Here is an 18578-nt window from a genome sequence, read left to right as displayed (position 1 = left end):
ACCCAACCCTGCAAAGCGACCAACGTTGCCGGGGCCTGGCTTCTTCGAGCCTGCCTTTCCAACCGGCTCGAGAGGCCGGTTCGCCAATATTTCGCCTGGACGTTTCAACACCATATTGCGGGCCTCATCTTCCCCACATCGCTTCGCGGCAACGGCGACCGCCTGCGAAAGCCCAGGCGGCCGACGGGTGGCGCCATGGGTGTCCGATGCGATAATATCTACCCTGCCCTCGTCAATCAGCTTTTCCGAATAGTAAAGCGCCGTGCGCCCAAAAGCACCAACAATCGAGTCTGCGGTAAGCTGAACAAGGCAGCCGATTGCATTCAACCTCTCGACAACGTCGTAATTTGCCTTGATCCAGGTTAACCGCTCAGGATGGGTAAGAATCGGAATGAACCCGGCGTTTATGAGGCGCAGAGCAAGATCCTCCAGTCTTGGGGGTAGAACGTGATGCGGCGGTTCGAAGAGAAAATAACGAGATCTGTTCAAGGTCGGCACGCTACCTAGCGCCAATTGCTCCGGAAGATCCGGCGCTATATGCACGTCGGCCCCAACGTAAAGAGCAAGCGGTATTGCCGCGCGGCGTAGCGCCTGCTCCAAACCTTGAACTGCTCGGGCAATATTTGCCGATCCGTTTTCGTACATGCCTGGCACGATATGCGGCGTACACGCCATATGCGTCGTTCCATCTGCCACCGCCAGCCGCGCCATTTCCAGCGATTCAGCAAGACTGGGCGAGCCGTCATCAAGACCGGGCAAGATGTGGGAATGCAGGTCGATCATTGGCGTTTGTGGCCGCACTGAAGCAACGTGAGGACTTCTCCCCGATAATAGGCAAATGCGCCACCCGCGCGATAGCGAATGACGCATCTATCAAGCTCATGCAATGCGGTAGATGCCAGATCCAAGCTATTCGCCGACAGCGCTGTCGTCATTCTGCAAGCTGATAACCAGCGCTGCCGCGCCACCTGTCACAGCGCCGCCCAGCGGCGCGAGATGAACTCGCCCAGCACGAAGCGCATTCAGCTTCAACTCAAGCAATAGAGCGGTATGGTTGACGAATTCCATCAATATCCCGACTCCAACCGACGCGCCAAGGCTACGGCACAGAGGCGCCGGTAATACAACACAGCAGAGGCAGTCAAACGCCTCTGCTATATTGTCTACTGGGCCTAAGGGCTGACGCCGCCGCGGCCGTCGCCATCGTCCTGCGTTGCAGCAAGAATACCGGCCGCACCAACCATGCCCCCAAAAATATAGAGGTCCGTATTATCATTATTGTTGTTGGGATTGCCTGTCTGGGCGGTCTGCTCAGAACCCAGGACATTGAGGCAGATCTTGTTCTCGACGCGCGAGATGTCGAGCGTCGAATTTGCCGGGACGCTCAGATTGCAGCCACCGACATTGACGGAAGCCGATCCCCTGGCACCGACCACTACGCGGCTGCCGAAATCCAGAGCATTTCCCGCCTTGGCCGGGCCATAGCCAGCGGCTTGCGAAACCATTACGTCGCCATCGGCGTGCCCAATGGAACCAATCGAATTCGCCGCTGCCTGATAGGGTGTCGTACAGGTGCATGACGTGTCCTGAGCGAAAGACGAAACCGGGCCGAAGCCGATCGAGGCGACAAATCCGGCCAACGCAAGTTTTACAGTAAGGTTCATTCGTTTCGATCTTTTTTTCCCGCCGTACCTCAGCCCCGCCCAAGCACTAAGGTATTGAGTAAGCGCGTAACAGCTTTTTGCTTTGATTCCAATCTGTTTCGCATTTGCGAGATGACTTTTTGGTTTCCCCTGTGTTTCATTGGACACACTCACTTGGCAGATTTGAATCTTCCATTTTCGCGCCGCCCCGCTGGAAATTGTAGGAAAGACAAGTTTATTTCGCGGCATTTGATAGCCGCCATCGCGCCGATGCTTGGTACAGGGATTGTGGCCAACGCTGTTTAACGTGGGGCGTTATCGCACATTCTGTCTTTCGTTTTATGACAGGCAGTTGGCGAGCCGTGAGCTACGAACCTGATAAGCAAGATTTGTAGGTCGAACCGGCCTGCGCGGGCTGTCCGCACAAGATGCCATTCTCGGCAAGTTTCGCCGCTAAATCCATGCCATCGGACGTGAGGCACTGCACAACGATGGCATCACCAAACTTTGAGGCGACATTGCCGTCGCAAGGTGTCCCCGTGCCGACCGGCTTGCAGGTCAGAGCGAGCCCTTGGTAATCCCGGCGCGCTGCCTCCGTTACCATCGCACGCATGGATCCTGGCTTGGTAAACGCCACGCCGCACAGCACAATCTTGCGGCCGGCGACGCGAAGATCATCGACTGCCTGGACGGAAAGCTTGCCCTCAAACGGCTCAAGTGCCGCTTGTAGCTTTGGGGGTTGCGGACGAACAGGCGCCCCTTTTTCCACGATAATGACAAAGAAGCCAACCGCAAACGCCAAGGCAACAAATGCAAGCAAGCCTATTTTCTTGAGCGACAATATCCTACTCCGCCATGGCTAAGTACGCATCTCGATCGCCAACGGAAACGCCCGCGCAACCACACCGTTGTTTGGTCGCATCGATAGCGGCTGATGGGCCCCGACATTGGGTCAAAAGACCGATGTTTGGCTCGAAAAACAACAGACCGATTTCAATCGAAGGGACTTTTTTATTCTGCCAACCGCTCTATCGAGATTTGCCGATGGTGCCGTCGAGATACTGGGTCAGCGCACAGACCAGATGGTAAAAGATACTTGCCGGCACATCGGTCGCCAGCGAGCGGCCACGTTCGTCGATCCGGTCTATCCACAGGCCAAGCGGTGCCGGGTCGATGTGCCAACGGAACAGGCGACCGACACGCGCTTCGATCTCGGGCTTGAGGTCAGGTCCGCCTGAACCGTCCAGCGCAATCGCCGCCTTGATCGCTTCCGCCTGTGGCCAACTGCGTGAGACACGGTCGAGCGGCAGACCTTGCCGCGAGACGGCACCATAGGCAAGGCCAGTGGCGCGATTGAGGCCGTTGGCGATGGCTGAGGCATAGAGCTTTCTGGCAAAGCCGGTCAGTTCACTCTGGCCGCTGCGCCCGGCAAAGTCGACCAGCAGCGAGGCCCATTCGAAATGGTGGCCGGGTTCCGTCCATGTACCCTTCTCGCCCTCCGCCGGTCTCCACTCGGCGTCGAAATATTCGCCCAGCGTCCAGCTTTCCGGATCGAAGAAATGGCTGCGAAACAGATCGACGATGCGTGCGGCGCGGCGAAGATAGGCGAGCTCGCCGGTCGCTTGATGCCAGGCCAGAAAAGCCTCGAGCAGATGCATATGCGGGTTGGAACGCCGGTCGCCCGCGCCGCTCGACGTTTCGAGAAAGCCGGTCATGCGGTGATCCTCGAGATGCGCGTCTAGAAACGAAAACGTTTCTTCGGCAAGCCGTAATGCATCAGGATTGCCGACCATATGAGCATGCGCCAGCGCCAGGAGCACGCAGGAATGATCATAGGCATCCTCGACGGCGTCGGCGACCGTGCCGTTGACATTGAGCGTGCGCACCCAGCCGCCATTGTCGGTGCGGCCGTTTCTGGCCATGAATTCGAGGCCGTGGCTGATCAACCGGTCGGCAGGCCCGTCCCAGCCGCGCGCCTTGGCGACAGCGAAGGCGTAGACTTGCCTGGCCATGGTGCGCATGCGCTTGGGCTTCATCAGCGGTGTGGCGTCAAAGCCGAGCGCCTCGTGGAAACCGCCATGGCGCTCATCGACCCCGACCGTGGACCACAGCGGCACCGTCTCTTCAAACAGCCAGTGGTGCACACGGCGCCGCCAGGCGCCGCTTTCGATCACACGGTCGGCGGCGGGCGTGAACCTGGTTTCCAGCCGACCGCTCTTTTCGAGTTGCTCGACGATCTTCTTGACGTTCTGGCTGCGGCTGACCGGGGCGACGAAGGTGGCATCGGCGGTAGAGACGACGGCAACGTCCTTCAAGCCGATGGCCGAGAGCAAGCGACTGTCGCTGCGGATGTAGGAGTTCTCGCAATCGATGGCGACGACATCGCCGACGATGACATTGCCGTCATTGTCGGACGGGCCGACATCGAGCAACGACTGCCAGGAACCGAGATCGTTCCAGCGGAAGCCGGCCGGCACCATGGCGATGTGGCTGGCGCGCTCCATGATCGCATAGTCGATCGACGTCGAGGGAATGGCGGCGTAGAGCTCCAGAGGCATATACAGACCGGAAAGATCTGATGTCGCGGCCTGGTAGGCAATTTCGGTGGCCTGCCATATCTCGGGCTCGAAAGCCGTGAAGGCGTCGCGCATGGCGCTGGCGCGAAACAGGAAGATGCCGGTGTTCCAGTAGAAATTACCTGCAGCCAGGTAATTCTGCGCGGTCGCGAGGTCCGGTTTCTCGACAAAACGCGAGACATCGCAGATGCCATCCCTCTCGCCGGCGATCTCGATATAGCCGTAACCGGTCTCGGGGTGGCCAGGCTTGATGCCGAATACCACCAGCCGGCCCGCACGCGCCGCGCCGGTGCCGTTTTCCACGCTCTGCCAGAATTGCCGTGCAGTCGTGATCTCATGATCGGACGGCACCACCAGCACCAGGCTGTCACCATATTCGGACAAGGTGCGCAGGGTTGCCAAGGCAACGGCGGCGGCAGTGTTGCGGCCGGTCGGCTCGAACAAGGGGCCGCCACCGGAAAGGTCGAGGCCAGCGAGGTCGGCGTGGACGCGGTCGGCGTGCCGCTCCGAGGCAATCAGGAAAATCGGCGTTTCGCCATCCGGCCGCGCCGCCAGCCGGCGCAACGTCTTGGCCAGCATCGAGCCATCACCCGAAAAATCGTGGAACTGCTTGGGATTGTCCTCGCGCGACAGCGGCCACAGCCGTGAGCCAACGCCGCCGCTCATGACAAAACTGACGATCCGCTCGTTCATTGGGTGACACCTCTGACATTTTCAAACAAAGCAAGGAGCGCTGCCGCGTAGTCTCGGCGGCGCATTTGTTGCCGACTTTGCAGCACGGCGACACTGTCGCGGGCTAAGCGTGGGCGCTGCCCGGCTTCCAGGAGTCGCTGCGCCAGCGCTTCTGCACTATCGGGTGCGAAGAAGAGCGCGCCCGGCGCCTGCTCGCGATGCAGAGGAATGTCGGACAGCAGCATCGGCGTGCCCAGCGACTTCGCTTCCTCGACCGTGGTTGACCACCCCTCGAAGTGCGAAGGGTTCAGGAGATAGTCTGCGGCCCCGATCAGGGCGACGACATCGTCATAGGGAATCAATCCGAGGTGTCGAAAATGGCTTCCGAGCCGGTGCGTTTCCGCAAGCTCCATCAGGCGCTTGAACAATGTCGGGTCGCGCGGATCGGTGGTGCGCCCCGTGAGGATTATCGGCGGCAAGGAGTCCAGCGCCCCGATTTGGTCTATATGCTTCAACGCCTCTATGACCAGCCTATGGTTCTTGTGGATCCAAAACTGGTTGGGGAGGAAGAAGAAACGCGCAGGCAGACCATGTGCCTGGCGCGCCTCATCGGCACGCGCCACGATGGCGCCGGGATCGAGGTCGATAGCGAAACGCACGACAGCGGCCTTGTTGCGCGAGGCCGGATAGAATTTTTTGCAGTCCGCCAGCGCGTCCCCACTCGAGAGCATTATGGTGCGATTTCCGGACGTCTGCAGGCGATAGCCGAGATCCCTGCGCCACCAAGCGCTACGCGGAAAGAGGTGCGGCAGACGACGGTGCTGGAAATCCGGAATCCAGGAAACGACCGGCACTGGAAACCGGTTGCCGAACCACTGGGCGACTTCAAACACGACATCGATGCCTTGCGCAGCGACAAGATCCGCGAAGGCACGGTCACTTCCGCCAGCAAGTGCGATCAGCCCTCGCCTGCCGAGCCCCGCGCCCGTGACCCGGTCATCAACAATAGCAGGCGCAGCCAACATATGATCGAAGGCCGCGCCAATGCTTGAATGCTGCTCAGGTGCAAGAAACAGTTTCGCCTGCACCTTACCACGCAACTCAGAGGCTATGACGCTCAGCATGTTGCGTAGATAGGACTCGCCGCCTGACCAAGTTCCGCGGCCGATGAGAGTGAAGCCGACGGTAATCAAGGCGCGGAGCGTCGCAGATGACCGACCGGCTCGGCGAGAATTTCAGCGCGATACCAATCCACATAGCCGGCAATGCCCCAGCTGAGCGGCACCTGCAACTGAAGCCCCTCCGGGACGCCGGAGGGATCCGAGATCAGATTGACAGGGTCGCCCCGCCGGGATTCTCCAGAAAACGAGAGGCGATGGTTCCCTCCCCAGGCCTCCAAAACCATGCTGGAAATCGTGCTGACGGACGCAGCAGCGCCCGCACCGCCATTATAGACGGCGAAGCGCGGTTCGCCGGCAGGCAAAATGCGATGGATCAACCGCACGACATCCGAGACATGGTGCCAATCCCTCATTTCCCTACCCGTGCCGCCAAGCACAATGTCGGTTTCGCCTGCCGCGAGCCTTCCGCAGAGATCCCAGAGCAATTGCTTGCGCAACCCTTCGCCATAGACCGAAAAGAGGCGAGCCACCGAGACTGGCTGGCCGTATGCGGCACAATAAGACCGGCCAAGCTCCTCGACCATGCGTTTGTGATAGCCATAGGGAGAATAGGGATCGAGCGCCGCGTCGACCCTGATCGAACCCGCATGGCCGCCGCCATAGACGGCCGCAGAGGATGCAAGAACGACAGGTGCATCGGGTGCGCGTCGGCGCAAGAAATCGAGGACACGAGCCGCAGAGACAACGCTTTGTTCAAAGTCCTTCAGGGGATCGGCAATCGACTGGCCGACCGTCGCGCCACCCGCCAAATGATACACGGCCGATGGGCGACCATGTGCTGCCAGAGCCGCATCCATTGTTTCCACGGCTATTCCTCCGGAAAAAAATACGCCGCCGGTCGCCAACGCAAAACCCGGTGCCTCTTTTCGACCGAAGCCGATGACATGGCAGCCCTTTTGACCAAGAAAACGAGCGAGGTGCAGGCCGATGAAACCGCCGGCCCCGGTCACCCAGACAAGCTTAGCCTCTTTTGATTGCGTCAAGAAATCAGTCCTTCCCGTGCTTGTGGCAAAGGAAAGAGACCAAGCGCCCAGGCCGGCGATCAAGCGAGGCGGCAAACCTGGCGACGGCACCAAAGGGCACAGGCGAAAGGGCCAGGCGAACAACCGGGGAAAACGGACCAAAGATTTTGGCGAGCCTCTCGCGAATCTCCGATGGTGTCGTCGGGTCATAATTCACGACGGACTGGAACGAGATCAATTCGCGATCGATCGTCAGCCCGGCCCCCTGGATTGCAGCGCGGTAGCCCGCCAGCGTAAAGGCGTTCTCTCCACCATAGAGATGATGAAGCGGGTGGGCGCGCAGGAAAGGCTCGAGTTGCTGCGGCCCGGAGACCACGTGGTCACGCAACGACAGCACCGTCGCGCCTTCGCGAGAGAGACGCGCCATTTCGCGGCAGAAAGCCGGAAGGTCATGGGCATGATGGAGCACCTGCCGTGCGACGACCAAATCATAGCCTGCGGCGGACAACGGGATCGCCTCCCCAAACGCTTCGACCACATCGATGGGCGTGCCTGTGCTTTCGGCAAGCGCCCGGATCGCAGCGGCACCGACGAGTGCGCTCGGATCGGGCTCTACAGCGGTTACAGACCACCCCTCGCGCGCCAAGGCATAGGAGAGAATGCCGTTGCCGGCGCCAAGATCGAGAGCACGGCCCACCTTGCGCGGGATCATGCTGCGAACCGCGTCGAACTCCGCGCTTTCGTGATAGCGCTGCGCGGCCACGACTGGATCGTCGAAATAGGCGGCGCGGGCGAGTTCTTTCATCGAAGGCTCGCTCATGCACCAGCGGACGGCGTCTTCCCAAGTCATGGCCGCTTCAGGCATCGAGAGAAACCATGTGCTGGATCAGCGGCGCCGGATTTCCGGCGATAACTGCGCAAGGCGGCACCTTCTTTGTCACAACGATCTCGACCTTCTCGTCAGATTTGTAGATGCGCCCACAACAGCGCCGCAAGGCTCAGCTTGACGCGTGCGACAGCGCGTTCGGTCATAGGCTTGGATGCTTCGCCCGTCCACCGCTCCAGGCGGATAGTTTCCGGCGTCGATCACGCTTTGGTCAGGAGGTTGTTCCAAGCGTCCAGCTAAGCTACCGTTTCCAGACTCGTCAAGTTCAGGTCACGAGAATTAGAACCGCGCGAATTTCGTCCGCGTAAAACTCACCCCGTTGACGGCCCCGGAGCATCATGTTTTTCAAGACAGTATTCTGCGCGATATGCCTTCTAGCCGGCTCATGGCCGGCGACGGCGCAAACGCGCGAGCCATTCAAGCTTTTCGAGGCTCTGTCATTCACTGGCAGCCCCCCCGACTTCCACTCGTTCGGTTTCGAGCATCTAACGATCGCAGACCCTCATGTTCTGGGGCGGGATGTTCCCGACGCCGGCCAAGTGCAGCGAGCGTTGGCATTGCCGAGGAGCAACGAACTTCTCGCCATCGACATTGAGACCTGGCCTTTGCAAGGCGCAAAGCAAGCGTCGTCCATCGCGAAATTCCAGACGACGCTTAGCGCCTTCAGAAAGGCAGACCCGAGCATCAAGCTTGGCCTCTATAGTATGTTGCCACTCAGGGATTATTGGAGAGCGATCGGACGTCAGGGTGCTGCTGCAAGAGACGAATGGAAGCAGCAAAACACCACCATCGCGTCCTCCCTCATCCCTCATGTCGATGTGCTATTTCCCTCTCTGTATACATTTTACGGCAACAAGGATCGTTGGGTGTCCTATGCGGAAGCCAACATCGCGGAAGCGCGAAGAATCTCACAGGGAAAGCCGGTCTACTGTTTTTTGTGGCCGCAGTTTCATAAGAGCCTGGCTTTCCTGCCGGGCGACTACTGGTATACCGAACTTGACACTTGCAGGAGGCTGGCTGACGGGATCGTGATCTGGGGTACCATCGGCGGACATTCGTCGTATCGGCCCGCAAAATGGGATGAAAGAGTGGAGTGGTGGCAGGCCACCTTGAGATTCCTAGACGAGCTTAAACGAACGCCTTAGCCACGGTGCGCATGACGTTATACGCGGTCGTTGCATGTTCAACGCATTTGCCCACGGCGGAGTTATGTCCAGTTTATCTAGCGCCGCTGACGGCTCCAAATTGGGCATATGAGCGCTCCATCACGCGTCGACGTACCTGCAAATTAAACGACCTCATGGCGTTAACGCGGAAGATCAACACCGTAACGACAATCCAAAGGAATGCCGTTCCCCAGAGCGACCCGGAAAATTGCGCTCCGACGAAGGCTTGCATGGTCAAAAGCGGCAGCAGCACCAAGCGCCTGTCGGCCAGGAACTTCACCCCCATTGCTATCTTCACGAAAACCAGAACGAATATCGCAATGCCAACAAGCCCCATGGCTTGAAGGATCTCCATGAACATATTGTGCGGATATCCGAAGAAAGGCAGTTGCGTCCCGTAGCCAAACCATGGGTTTTGCTTAAACAACTCCCACGAATAAGAAATCGATGCCACACGTGCCAGCGTTGAATTGGTTTCTGCAGTTCCAGTCTCCGTAAAATGGAACTTATCGAGCAATGGAGTCATGTCCACAGTCGCCAATACCAATACCGCGGCGGCGACAAACACCCAACCCATGATCATAGTCATGAACCTGGGACGGAGCATAGGAAACAAAATGATGCAACAAGCCAAGGCAACAATTGGACCGCGAGCAGCAGCCAGATGCATAGTGAACGCCGCGGCCACAGCTACGGAAAAAATTGCGAATTTAAGAATTTTTCTTTGGGGGACTCTTATCAGAGTGTATGAAGCGATAAGTGTGGTCAGACCGACGTGGCCTATGGAAATGGGGTTCAAACGTTCGAGAGAAAGCCGGTCCGAATTATCGAACAGAACGGCATCGGAACCACTATACTCAAGCCAGACGATACCCGTCACGGCCAATGCCCCGACAATAAAAACGGCCCAAGCCACGTTGATTTCCGACCATCTGTTCGTTGCAAGGGCTAGAAGAGCCGCAGGCAGGATCGAAGTGATCGTGGCGAACACAAGACCTTCCGTCGCCTTGCCGATTCCGGAGTTGGCATCGATGCCAAGTCTCAACATGTAAAATCCGACAAAATAAAACAACCATACATTTCCGAAGCGCCAGGCTTTTTGCCGATCCGAAAACAAAAACGACAGCCCACAGAGGCAAATTACCAGAATGCGAAAGACGATCGAAAGTTGTCCATCTTCTCTTGCGGTCAAAGATGAAAGGATTGCGACCAACGGATAGCCGGCAATTGCCAGGGCAAAGCTCCATGCCCACAAATCCTTATAGACCGGAATGGGTCTGCTGACATGCATGACGATCACGGCACCTTTGAAACGGCAACATCGATACCATGTCCCTTCCAATCGAGACAATGGGCTGGCGCCGGCCAGCCAATGCGTCGCCCAGAGCCCGCGTCACGCACGGAGCGTACGATCGCGATGGAATACAAAGAACCCAATTGTCCGCTACGCCAATTCGAGAAACCGCTCGAACTGGTGTTTCTTACTATATTCTTCGCGTATGGCGCGGTTTCCCGCCCAACCGATCCTGTCCCAGTTCCCGTCTTCCAGTTGCCGCTCGATCTTTTCTGATACGTCTTGCGGGTGCTCATAGACGACCATGGTTTCTCCATCACGCATCGGCTCGGGATAGTTGCCGGAATCGGAAACCAGCAAAGCACCAGCTCCCATGGCTTCGAAACAGCGCATATTGCCTCGATCCGGCCCCGCCATGTCGATCGAGGCATTGACCACGATCTTGGCCCTTCCGAGCTGTTCATACATCGCGCGCCCGAATACGGGGGGAGCACTGACTTTACGGATCGCACGCGGGCGGCGCACCGCTCCCAGAGGGCCAAACCAGCCGAGCGGCGTTTCGGCGAGTGGCGTATAGCGTGACAGATCCAAATGGAAGACAACGCGGCGACGGCCGGAAAGACCTGCGACAGCCTCCAAAATCTGCCGCCGACGCTGATGGTGGCGGCTGTAGCCGCCGAAGAAGAGCACATCGATGTCCCTGTTCCGGTTCGCGGCAACAGCATCGAGTTCCGGATCGTGAGCAGGAAAGAAGTGGGCGGTCCTGGCGCCCTGCTCTTCCCAAAGCTTTCGCATCGACGGGAAATTGCAAACGACGAGATCATAACCGGAAAAGTCAATCCTGCCAGGTGCTGCGCGCCAGGCAATCTTTCGCCTCACATGCCCCGGCAGCCGGCGCACGAAAGAGGCGTCGTAACGAAATGGGTCGAGATTATAGAAGATTTCCGTTTTGTGATGCTCGATCTGGGCAAGGAGGATGTCAGCCAGCGGCGCAGCGTCGCCAAGTCCGTTGTCGCGCGCCCACGCCCGCTGAAGCTTTTCGTCGTCTCCGTTTGTAAAGAAAGCTTCGGGGCTGCCGGCGTGGACCGGCGACAGGATATGCGCCGCCCCGTAACGGTCGTTCAAAAACACTTCTTTCTGCCGGTCAAACCCACCAATACCCGCCACAAGACCAGCGAGTCTGATGCGATAGCTTGGAGAAATACCAGAGTTTTGGAAAAGCCGCATGGCCGGTTCCTATTGGAATTCAGTCTCGGGTTGTGGAGCACTGATGACGAAGCCGGAACAGAAAACGCCAGTCAAGGGCAACGCAAATGACCGGAGGCGCAGTATTCGGCGGCCTGCATTGTTAGCCTCCCGACGAAGGCGGCGGCGCTGATACCTTTTCGGCTACCAGAAGATAACCCATCGGCATGCTCTCGCGAGTCGCAAGCCCCAATTTCTTGACAGGCGGCAGTGCACGCATGAGCGTGGTCAGCCAATAAACCGAATTGGCAATCCGGGGCCGAGACGCCACCGCCTTCGTGGCGAGATCGGAAAGAACATCTGTGACGCCGCCGTAGGATGACAATTCGATCGTGCTTAGGCCCGCCTTCATCGTCATCCGCTCCAACGCAAAGCGGGTGTAGCGGTGATAATCGTGGGGAATCTCGTGTAGCCAGTAAAAAAACGGCACGCCGATTATCAATTTGCCGCCAGGCCTCAATGCGCGGGCTGCACTGTCGAATAGGGCCTGCGGCGTATGCAGGTGTTCGATAACATCGCTGGCGATGACCGTGTCGAAACTCCCTTCTTCCAGGGTCAACTGCTCGTTCAGGTCCGCGAACAGGTCGACGTAGGCGGCGCCATGGGTGCTGCCCGGCCAATCGACGCAGAACACATCACTGACATGGTCGCGGTAAATCCCGTAAAGCGGAACGGCGCCACAGCCCAGATCGGCAAGATGGCCCTTGGCGTGAGTAGCGATCGCAGCGGCATAGACGGACGCCAGTCGATCTGCAATCAATCGCGACCGCGCTGGTACCTGCTTGCGGCTCGAGCGCCAAACGCCCTTATCGGTGCGTTCGAACTTAGTGGGCTTCCACTGGTCGGCATTCTTCATTCAACCTGGCCCTCAGCGAAGTCGAGAGGTTCCCTCATGGCCGGCAGCACCATGGCGTGTCGAAGGCGATCGCGCGTGTGCCGTTGCGTGAAATGATCAAGCACACGCTGGCGCCCGGCATCCCCCATCTCGGCGGCACGGTGAGGCTCCGTCAGGAGACTGGCAAGCGCCTCTGCCATGCCTTCGATATCGTGTTCGTCTACAAGTATGCCGGTTTCACCATCGACAACGGCCTCTGGAATGCCGCTGTGACGCGTCGCCACAACAGGAAGTGCGCTCGCCATTGCCTCCAGGATCGATACCGGCAGGCCTTCCATGTCTCCGTTGCGGGCCGTCACCGAATGTTGCACGAAGATCGCAGCGTTTTGCATCATTCCCTGAACGAATTCAGTGCTTCGAGAGCCATGAAAACTGATACGGTCCGACAGAGTCTTCTGCTCCACTAATGCCTTGGATCGCGCCATCAAGGGCCCATCCCCAACGAAATCAAGGCGTGCCTCGGGAAACCTTGAAGCGATCCGGGCGAAAGCCTCGATGGCGAGTTGCGGTGATTTCTTTTCAACGAACCGTCCAACGAAAAGGAGCCGACCGCTTTCGCGCTTCGACGGTGTGAAGCGCTCGGGCAAAACTCCGCATGGACTGACATGCAGTTTCTCATTCGGACAGCCGATTTCAATCAGACGATCAGCGATGAAACGTGATGGCGTGATGATGCCATCAGCCATGGCGAAGAGACGCCGGTAGCGACGTCGCCATAATCGTTTCCTGGGCATCACGGTCGAATCCGCCCCATGGGCGTGGGCGTACAGTCGCACGCCGGCGCGGCGACAAGCGGGAGCAAACAGTGCGCCCATCGTAAGATATTCGACAAGGACGGCATTCACCTTGTGGGCCTTCAGAAACTCGACAACCCTGTCCTCGTCGCTCTTGCAGATCCCCTCACGCACAAACGCTAGCCAGCATTGGCGCGCTGGGATGGCAATGCGGCTAGGCAACCTGCTAAGCCCTGATGGCCGCGGGATCCCGGAAAGAACCGGATAACCGAATTGATCGGCACCATCAGGTTCCTGGCAGATGAGCACAGTCTTGCCGGGCGCAAGATAGCGGACATGATCTCGGATAAAGGTCTCGGAAGGTGTGTTGAAGAATTGCGAAACGACCGCAGTCATGACACCGTCTCCGGCTGCAATTCCGCCGGTGCAAATCTGTTTTTGAGAATACCGACAGTGGATAGAGCACTGTCACGCAATTCAAGCGTTCCCCGCCACGATTTTTCCGCTATCGATTCCTGGTTCTGCCACCAGCGCCTGGCAAGAGCGCGAAAACTATCCGGCTCAATACTATCGATAAAAGTTATGTATTCCTGCAAATCAAGCGATTGGAAAAGATCCGTCGTTTTCCTCTCGTAGCAAATCGGCAAGACTGGAACGCCTCGGCACAGACACAGAATGCACATATGCATGCGTGTGCAGATGGCGCCATCGAATTCATCAATCTTGCGAAGTAATGCTTCGGTGTCCCTGAACTGCGAATCAATCACCACGCTATTTCGAACATTGTCTGGCAGATACTTCAACACATTGCGCGCCGTGTCCGAATCGTTGAAACGATACTCGGGAACCCCCTGGCAGGTCGACACAAACGTTACTTCGGCCCCAACCTCCTCCACGAACCACGCTGCCGCTTGAGCTACCGACTGGTGGTACTTCGCTCGGCCAACTTCCGAGTCCCGCTCCCCGAAATCCGCCCATGGTCGCACCGAAACGGCGATCCTCGGCGGCCGTCCCGGCCTCGCAACCCGCGACGCCACGCGCCGCCTCTCGATCTCGTCCTGGTCCGTCAGAACGAAAACGCTGTCGGCCACTTTCTCAATGTTACCTGTGAATCCGGTGAGCTCCTTGGCAAAAGCCATGGATTTTTGGTCCCTGACCAGTATGAGAGGGCTTTTTCTCAGAACGCTGGCGAGCCGGCGGGAGATGCGGTCATCGCCGAATGGCCCCATCGATTGGGTGAAGAAAATGGGAGGTTTGCCAAGATATATGTCTCTCTCATATTCCGGAAGACGAAGGGCAACGGACCCCGGATGTTTCTTTGAAAGATACGTGCCGCCTGTTGAAACAATAAGATCTGCTGCAATGTACTCTCTTATGGCTTTAGCAACCGCGCCTCGATTCCCAGGGTACTTCAACCACCTTAAGCGCCTCTCCAAAAATATGATAGCAATTAATGTCCAATAAATAAGACTGGCTTGCACCCGGCCCTTGGTCAACCTATTCAGCAGTCGAACAAATACACTCTTCCTAATCTGCTCGGAAGGAAAAACAATAAAGTCATTGTTCGGATAATACCGTCCGGCGACTTGGGCGTCCATATCTGCGAAAACGATCTCGGTATCGTCTCCAAAGGCGGTCCTAAGAATGCGCTTTGTCGCGACTTGGATCGCGGCGTCGCCGCCGTTCAAAAAAACCGTTGTTTCGACGATAATTTTCAATGATTTAGCCCCCTGAGTGCACGTCTTTGTCCAGAAAAAGCCGCATGTCCCCTAGCATTGAACCGGCGAAACGATACGGAGCAACAACAAAAATTCCATAGATTACTATCGTGACAATCGAGTTTAAAATGATGTTGCCCCCGACCGGCAGAGACAATATGCCAGCTGAGAGGCCCACCGAACTCCCAAAAAGACGAAACAAAGCGACGATCGCAATATAAGCAAAGAAGAAGGGGCTCGCCGCCTTCACGAGGTCCGAGAACAGCAGCTCTGTATTTCTTATTGCATAAAGCCAAAGCACTGGGGTGAATACCCAAGACGTGATAGACCAAGCAAGAGCAACTCCGGAAGCACCCCATTGGACAGCAAATAAGAAGGCTGCAAAGCGAATAGCTGATGAAAAGATAGAAAAAACAAATAGCTCGCGAGCGCGCCCCATAGAGATCAGCGCCCAGCCACCAAATTGACCGGAAATACTGGTAATGAGAGACAAGGAAAGTACCATCAAAATAGTGCCGGACTTCGACCAGTTCTCTCCATAAACGAGCGCTACAATTTCCTGCGCATTGATCGTGATAAGGATACACAATATTGCGTTCATCATGAGCGTAAGTCGCATAGCGCTGAGATAGGTTCTAGCCCATTCAGCCGGCCGCGCCTGAAGTCGGCTTAGCATCGGAATGATAACCGAGCCGATTGGGCCGCTGACGAGCGTTATCGGCAACATGAAGAGTGAGTAGGCGCGCGTGTAAAATCCGAGCTCGCCGGGACCGGATTTCCAGCCAATCAGCACATTGTCAGATTGGCGGTTGATGTAGTTCGTGAACTGGGAGCCACTGTAGTGGATTCCAAAACCAATAGCCGATTTTGCATTCTTCCAGTTGGCAACCCGGGTCGGCCGCCAGGGTGACAGGATCCATAGGCCTATCGTGCCGACCGAAGCCGTGGTGAGCGTCGCCGCAGCGAGCGACCAGTATTTGAAGTCCCAGCCCCATGCCATCCAAATACCGACAGCAAATCCACACAGGAGACTGCCAAGATTCACACCTTGCAAGGACATCCACCGCATGTTCCGGACCAACAGCGCCTTGTGCTGCGCACCGGCCGCAGTGATCGGAATGGCTAACGCCAGAACCAGGATAAGATTAAAAACGCGAGGATCATTGAAGATCCAGGTTGCGACCGGCGCCATCAGCCACGTCAGCGGCATGAGCGCGAAACCCACGCCAAGGTTGACGAAAAATAGCGCGCTGACGGTGTCGTGATCAACCTCTTTGCGCTGAATGGTCACCATGGACAGACCCAAGTCGGCGAAGACTCCGACGAATGCGGTGGCGGCTGCCGCCATGGCCACGAGCCCGAAGTCATCGGGTTGGAGCAAACGCGCCATCAGCGCCATGTAGCCGATTTGGGTAAGGAGAATTAAGGCCTGGGTGCAGAGAGCGATGATCCCGCCAGATGCCGTTCGTCTCCCAAGATTGTGCTTCAGATGCGCATTGGACAGCACCGAGTCTTTTGGCAATTCCATCAGTTTACCGGACTTTCCCGGCTTCTGATTGGGTTGGCTTGCTGCCCCAAACGTTCGCGATAAAGTTCAATGTGTCGTTCCGCGACACTGGCGAGCGAAAAGTTCTCGACAACATCGGCGCGCGCGCGCTTCCCCATTTCGGCAAGGGCGCCGTTCGGAAGCGCACAAGCCTGTCTCACGGCATCCAGGAACCCGGCACTGTCTCCATTTGGTACCAGCCACCCCGTTTCGCCGTTTCGGATCATGTCCACCGCCGGTGTGCCATCATACGCGATTACAGGCGTGCCCGACGCCATCGCCTCAACTGTCACCTTGCCGAAAGACTCTTGCAGGGACGACATAAGATAGAGGTCCGCTGCCGCGTATATTCTGTTGAGCTTAACATCATCGTCCAAGAGCCCGAACTGCGTGAAGTTCTCCGGCACCGGGGATACAAGCTGCTCAAGGTTTTGCCCAAAGATGGCAAAATGCACGCGCTGATCTCCGCGATACGCTTCGAACAAAGCGGCAAGCGTCGCGCTGCCCTTGCGCGGGTTGGCCAGATTGAGCGCTCCTGCCGCCAGAATAATTCCGTCGTTCGGAAGCCCCAGCGCCGCTCGAGCCTCTACCTTGGCAATTGGCTGGAAGCGATCCAGCATCACTGAGTTCGGAATGACACGGATGTCGCGATCTTTCAGAACGGCGCTGGACCGCGCCCTTTCGGCAATGCTGTCGCTGATAGCCACGAACGTAATGTTCTTGCCGATATGTGCTGCCTTGAACGCTAGATCGTGGGGCGTGATGCCTTCGTCTAATGCGCCGCCGAGTTCGGGACAACAGCCGCAGCCTGAGCTAAAACGCTCGCACTGACCGGAGAAATGGCAGCCGCCGGTGAATGGCCACATGTCGCGTAACGTCCACACGACAGGCCGCGTCTCTGCCTTAAGCGCACGCCAAAGCGGGGGCCCAATCGTCGTTGCCCCGGCGAACTGGATGTGTATCAGGTCCGCTTCCCGGTAGGAGGGCCATTTGTGGAGGTTGAGGCCGTAAGTGATGGGTTGAAAGTTTATTGGCAGGGGTCCGAACCGGCGTTTGATCTGCCATCGCTTAAGGCGATTTCGCAGGCTGACGGGAAGTCGCGCGAGAAATGAGGAGGCTTCAGCTTTGAGATGGGAAGGCAGGTCGGATTCGACACGCCCAATAATGCGCGTATCTATACCGCGCCCGAGAAGGGCTTCGTGCAATGCGCGTATGCCCCTGCCGGCTCCCGAATGAAGGGGGCAACCGACGATTTGAACGACTTTCACTGGGCAGCCTCGCCTATAGTGCCATGGCCATCCCGGAAAAAGAGGGCGTCGATCTGGTTAAGCCGGTGGGTTTGCGGGTTGCGAAATCCGGTCCAGATGTCCCACAGGCCGAAACCCTGCTCGGCCATCCACTGCTGTAGCGCGATCCCGGAAGGTTGCCCGGCATAGAGATCGACCAGTGAAAGCTCGACGAGAACGCCTTTGATGTACGGCAGGATTGCGCTCGCGCCTCCAAGAACCAGAGCCTCGCTGCCTTGTACATCGATCTTCAAGAAGACATTGCGACCGGTCAGATCAAGGTTGGGCCAAAGCGCATCAAGCCTCTGGGTTTCGACTTCGATCTGCTTGTCCACTTTGACCTGCGGGGCCGCCTCGACGAAGCCTCCCAGCGGCTCAAGCAGCGAGCTGCTGGCCGAGCCGTGTGTGACATAAAACGTCGCCTTGCCCGCTTTGTCTCCTAAGGCCAAACGCGGCGCTACGGACCATCGGTCCCCGAAGGCCGCAGCCGCTTCAATCAAGAGCGCGTGCTCGTCAGGCAGCGGCTCGAACGAGATGACACGCCCCTCAAAGCCGTTGTTGAAAAGCTGCTGCGCGAATTGCCCCCGATTGGCACCTACATCGAGAACTGTATCGATCCCGTGCATGCGCAGGAAATGAATGAAACGAAGATCATCGCGCGAATTCAGTCCGTTCAGCCGGACTTCCAAGCCAAACCGTCGGCCGACGTCACGGATAGCCTGTTTAGTTTGCGAGCGCATGATGTTCCATTTGATGCCTGAGATTCCTATTTCT

General features: G+C 57.6%; 17 protein-coding genes. 1 reads left to right on the top strand and 16 read right to left on the bottom strand.

Annotated elements, in window-relative coordinates:
- From EOA78_RS20640 to EOA78_RS20610, 8 genes are all read right to left on the bottom strand, one after another.
- The coding region (locus EOA78_RS20640) for a CpsB/CapC family capsule biosynthesis tyrosine phosphatase (protein ID WP_127316734.1) at positions 1 to 783 on the bottom strand (783 nt) is incomplete at its 3' end.
- A 126-nt stretch (positions 784 to 909) separates the two neighbouring features.
- Entirely contained in the window at positions 910 to 1068 is a 159-nt protein-coding gene (locus tag EOA78_RS36075; protein ID WP_164783851.1) for a hypothetical protein, read from the bottom strand.
- Positions 1069 to 1172: 104 nt separating this feature from the next.
- The gene (locus EOA78_RS20635; protein ID WP_245477620.1) at positions 1173 to 1892 is read right to left on the bottom strand and encodes a hypothetical protein; all 720 of its coding nucleotides are present in this window, start codon (positions 1890 to 1892) and stop codon (positions 1173 to 1175) included.
- Between the two features lie 118 nt (positions 1893 to 2010).
- A complete protein-coding gene (locus EOA78_RS20630) occupies positions 2011 to 2484 on the bottom strand; it encodes a hypothetical protein (protein WP_127316733.1) in 474 nt (157 codons plus the stop codon).
- A 187-nt stretch (positions 2485 to 2671) separates the two neighbouring features.
- On the bottom strand, positions 2672 to 4912 hold the full coding sequence (locus tag EOA78_RS20625; RefSeq protein WP_127316732.1) for an AGE family epimerase/isomerase: 2241 nt from the start codon (positions 4910 to 4912) through the stop codon (positions 2672 to 2674).
- Complete coding sequence (locus EOA78_RS20620; RefSeq protein WP_127316731.1) at positions 4909 to 6084, bottom strand: glycosyltransferase family 1 protein; 1176 nt, start codon at positions 6082 to 6084, stop codon at positions 4909 to 4911. Before EOA78_RS20620 ends, EOA78_RS20625 begins: the two co-directional genes overlap by 4 nt.
- Positions 6081 to 7055 (bottom strand): SDR family oxidoreductase, encoded by a 975-nt coding sequence (locus tag EOA78_RS20615; RefSeq protein WP_164783850.1) that lies wholly within the window; start codon positions 7053 to 7055, stop codon positions 6081 to 6083. The genes EOA78_RS20620 and EOA78_RS20615 overlap by 4 nt, the downstream gene beginning before the upstream one ends.
- A gap of 4 nt (positions 7056 to 7059) precedes the next feature.
- Positions 7060 to 7899 carry a class I SAM-dependent methyltransferase gene (locus tag EOA78_RS20610; RefSeq protein ID WP_127316729.1) on the bottom strand — a complete coding sequence of 280 codons (840 nt, stop codon included), beginning with the start codon at positions 7897 to 7899 and terminating at the stop codon, positions 7060 to 7062.
- 359 nt (positions 7900 to 8258) lie between these two features.
- Between EOA78_RS20610 and EOA78_RS20605 the strand changes: the two genes are divergently transcribed.
- Positions 8259 to 9065, top strand: coding sequence for a hypothetical protein (locus EOA78_RS20605; protein WP_127316728.1), 807 nt, complete (start codon positions 8259 to 8261; stop codon positions 9063 to 9065).
- 73 nt (positions 9066 to 9138) lie between these two features.
- On the opposite strand, the gene EOA78_RS20600 is transcribed toward EOA78_RS20605, so the two are convergent.
- The 8 genes from EOA78_RS20600 to EOA78_RS20565 all read right to left on the bottom strand — a co-directional run bounded on the left by EOA78_RS20600 (position 9139) and on the right by EOA78_RS20565 (position 18544).
- A complete protein-coding gene (locus tag EOA78_RS20600) occupies positions 9139 to 10377 on the bottom strand; it encodes an O-antigen ligase family protein (protein WP_164783848.1) in 1239 nt (412 codons plus the stop codon).
- Between the two features lie 153 nt (positions 10378 to 10530).
- A complete protein-coding gene (locus EOA78_RS20595) occupies positions 10531 to 11607 on the bottom strand; it encodes a glycosyltransferase (protein ID WP_127316726.1) in 1077 nt (358 codons plus the stop codon).
- 121 nt (positions 11608 to 11728) lie between these two features.
- Positions 11729 to 12481 carry a class I SAM-dependent methyltransferase gene (locus tag EOA78_RS20590; RefSeq protein WP_127316725.1) on the bottom strand — a complete coding sequence of 251 codons (753 nt, stop codon included), beginning with the start codon at positions 12479 to 12481 and terminating at the stop codon, positions 11729 to 11731.
- Positions 12478 to 13650 (bottom strand): glycosyltransferase, encoded by a 1173-nt coding sequence (locus EOA78_RS20585; RefSeq protein WP_127316724.1) that lies wholly within the window; start codon positions 13648 to 13650, stop codon positions 12478 to 12480. Before EOA78_RS20585 ends, EOA78_RS20590 begins: the two co-directional genes overlap by 4 nt.
- Positions 13647 to 14972: a polysaccharide pyruvyl transferase family protein gene (locus tag EOA78_RS20580; protein ID WP_127316723.1), complete on the bottom strand. Its 1326-nt coding sequence runs from the start codon at positions 14970 to 14972 to the stop codon at positions 13647 to 13649. The genes EOA78_RS20585 and EOA78_RS20580 overlap by 4 nt, the downstream gene beginning before the upstream one ends.
- 4 nt (positions 14973 to 14976) lie before the next feature.
- Complete coding sequence (locus EOA78_RS20575) at positions 14977 to 16500, bottom strand: lipopolysaccharide biosynthesis protein (protein ID WP_127316722.1); 1524 nt, start codon at positions 16498 to 16500, stop codon at positions 14977 to 14979.
- Positions 16500 to 17786: a glycosyltransferase gene (locus EOA78_RS20570; protein WP_127316721.1), complete on the bottom strand. Its 1287-nt coding sequence runs from the start codon at positions 17784 to 17786 to the stop codon at positions 16500 to 16502. Before EOA78_RS20570 ends, EOA78_RS20575 begins: the two co-directional genes overlap by 1 nt.
- Positions 17783 to 18544, bottom strand: coding sequence for an FkbM family methyltransferase (locus EOA78_RS20565; RefSeq protein ID WP_127316720.1), 762 nt, complete (start codon positions 18542 to 18544; stop codon positions 17783 to 17785). The genes EOA78_RS20570 and EOA78_RS20565 overlap by 4 nt, the downstream gene beginning before the upstream one ends.
- Between the last annotated feature and the right edge of the window lie 34 nt (positions 18545 to 18578).

This window comes from Mesorhizobium sp. M5C.F.Cr.IN.023.01.1.1 (assembly GCF_003997585.1).
GTDB classification, from domain to species: Bacteria; Pseudomonadota; Alphaproteobacteria; order Rhizobiales; family Rhizobiaceae; genus Mesorhizobium; species Mesorhizobium wenxiniae.
Note: the sequence above shows the minus strand (reverse complement) of the source record. Positions and strands in the feature narration are given on the sequence as shown.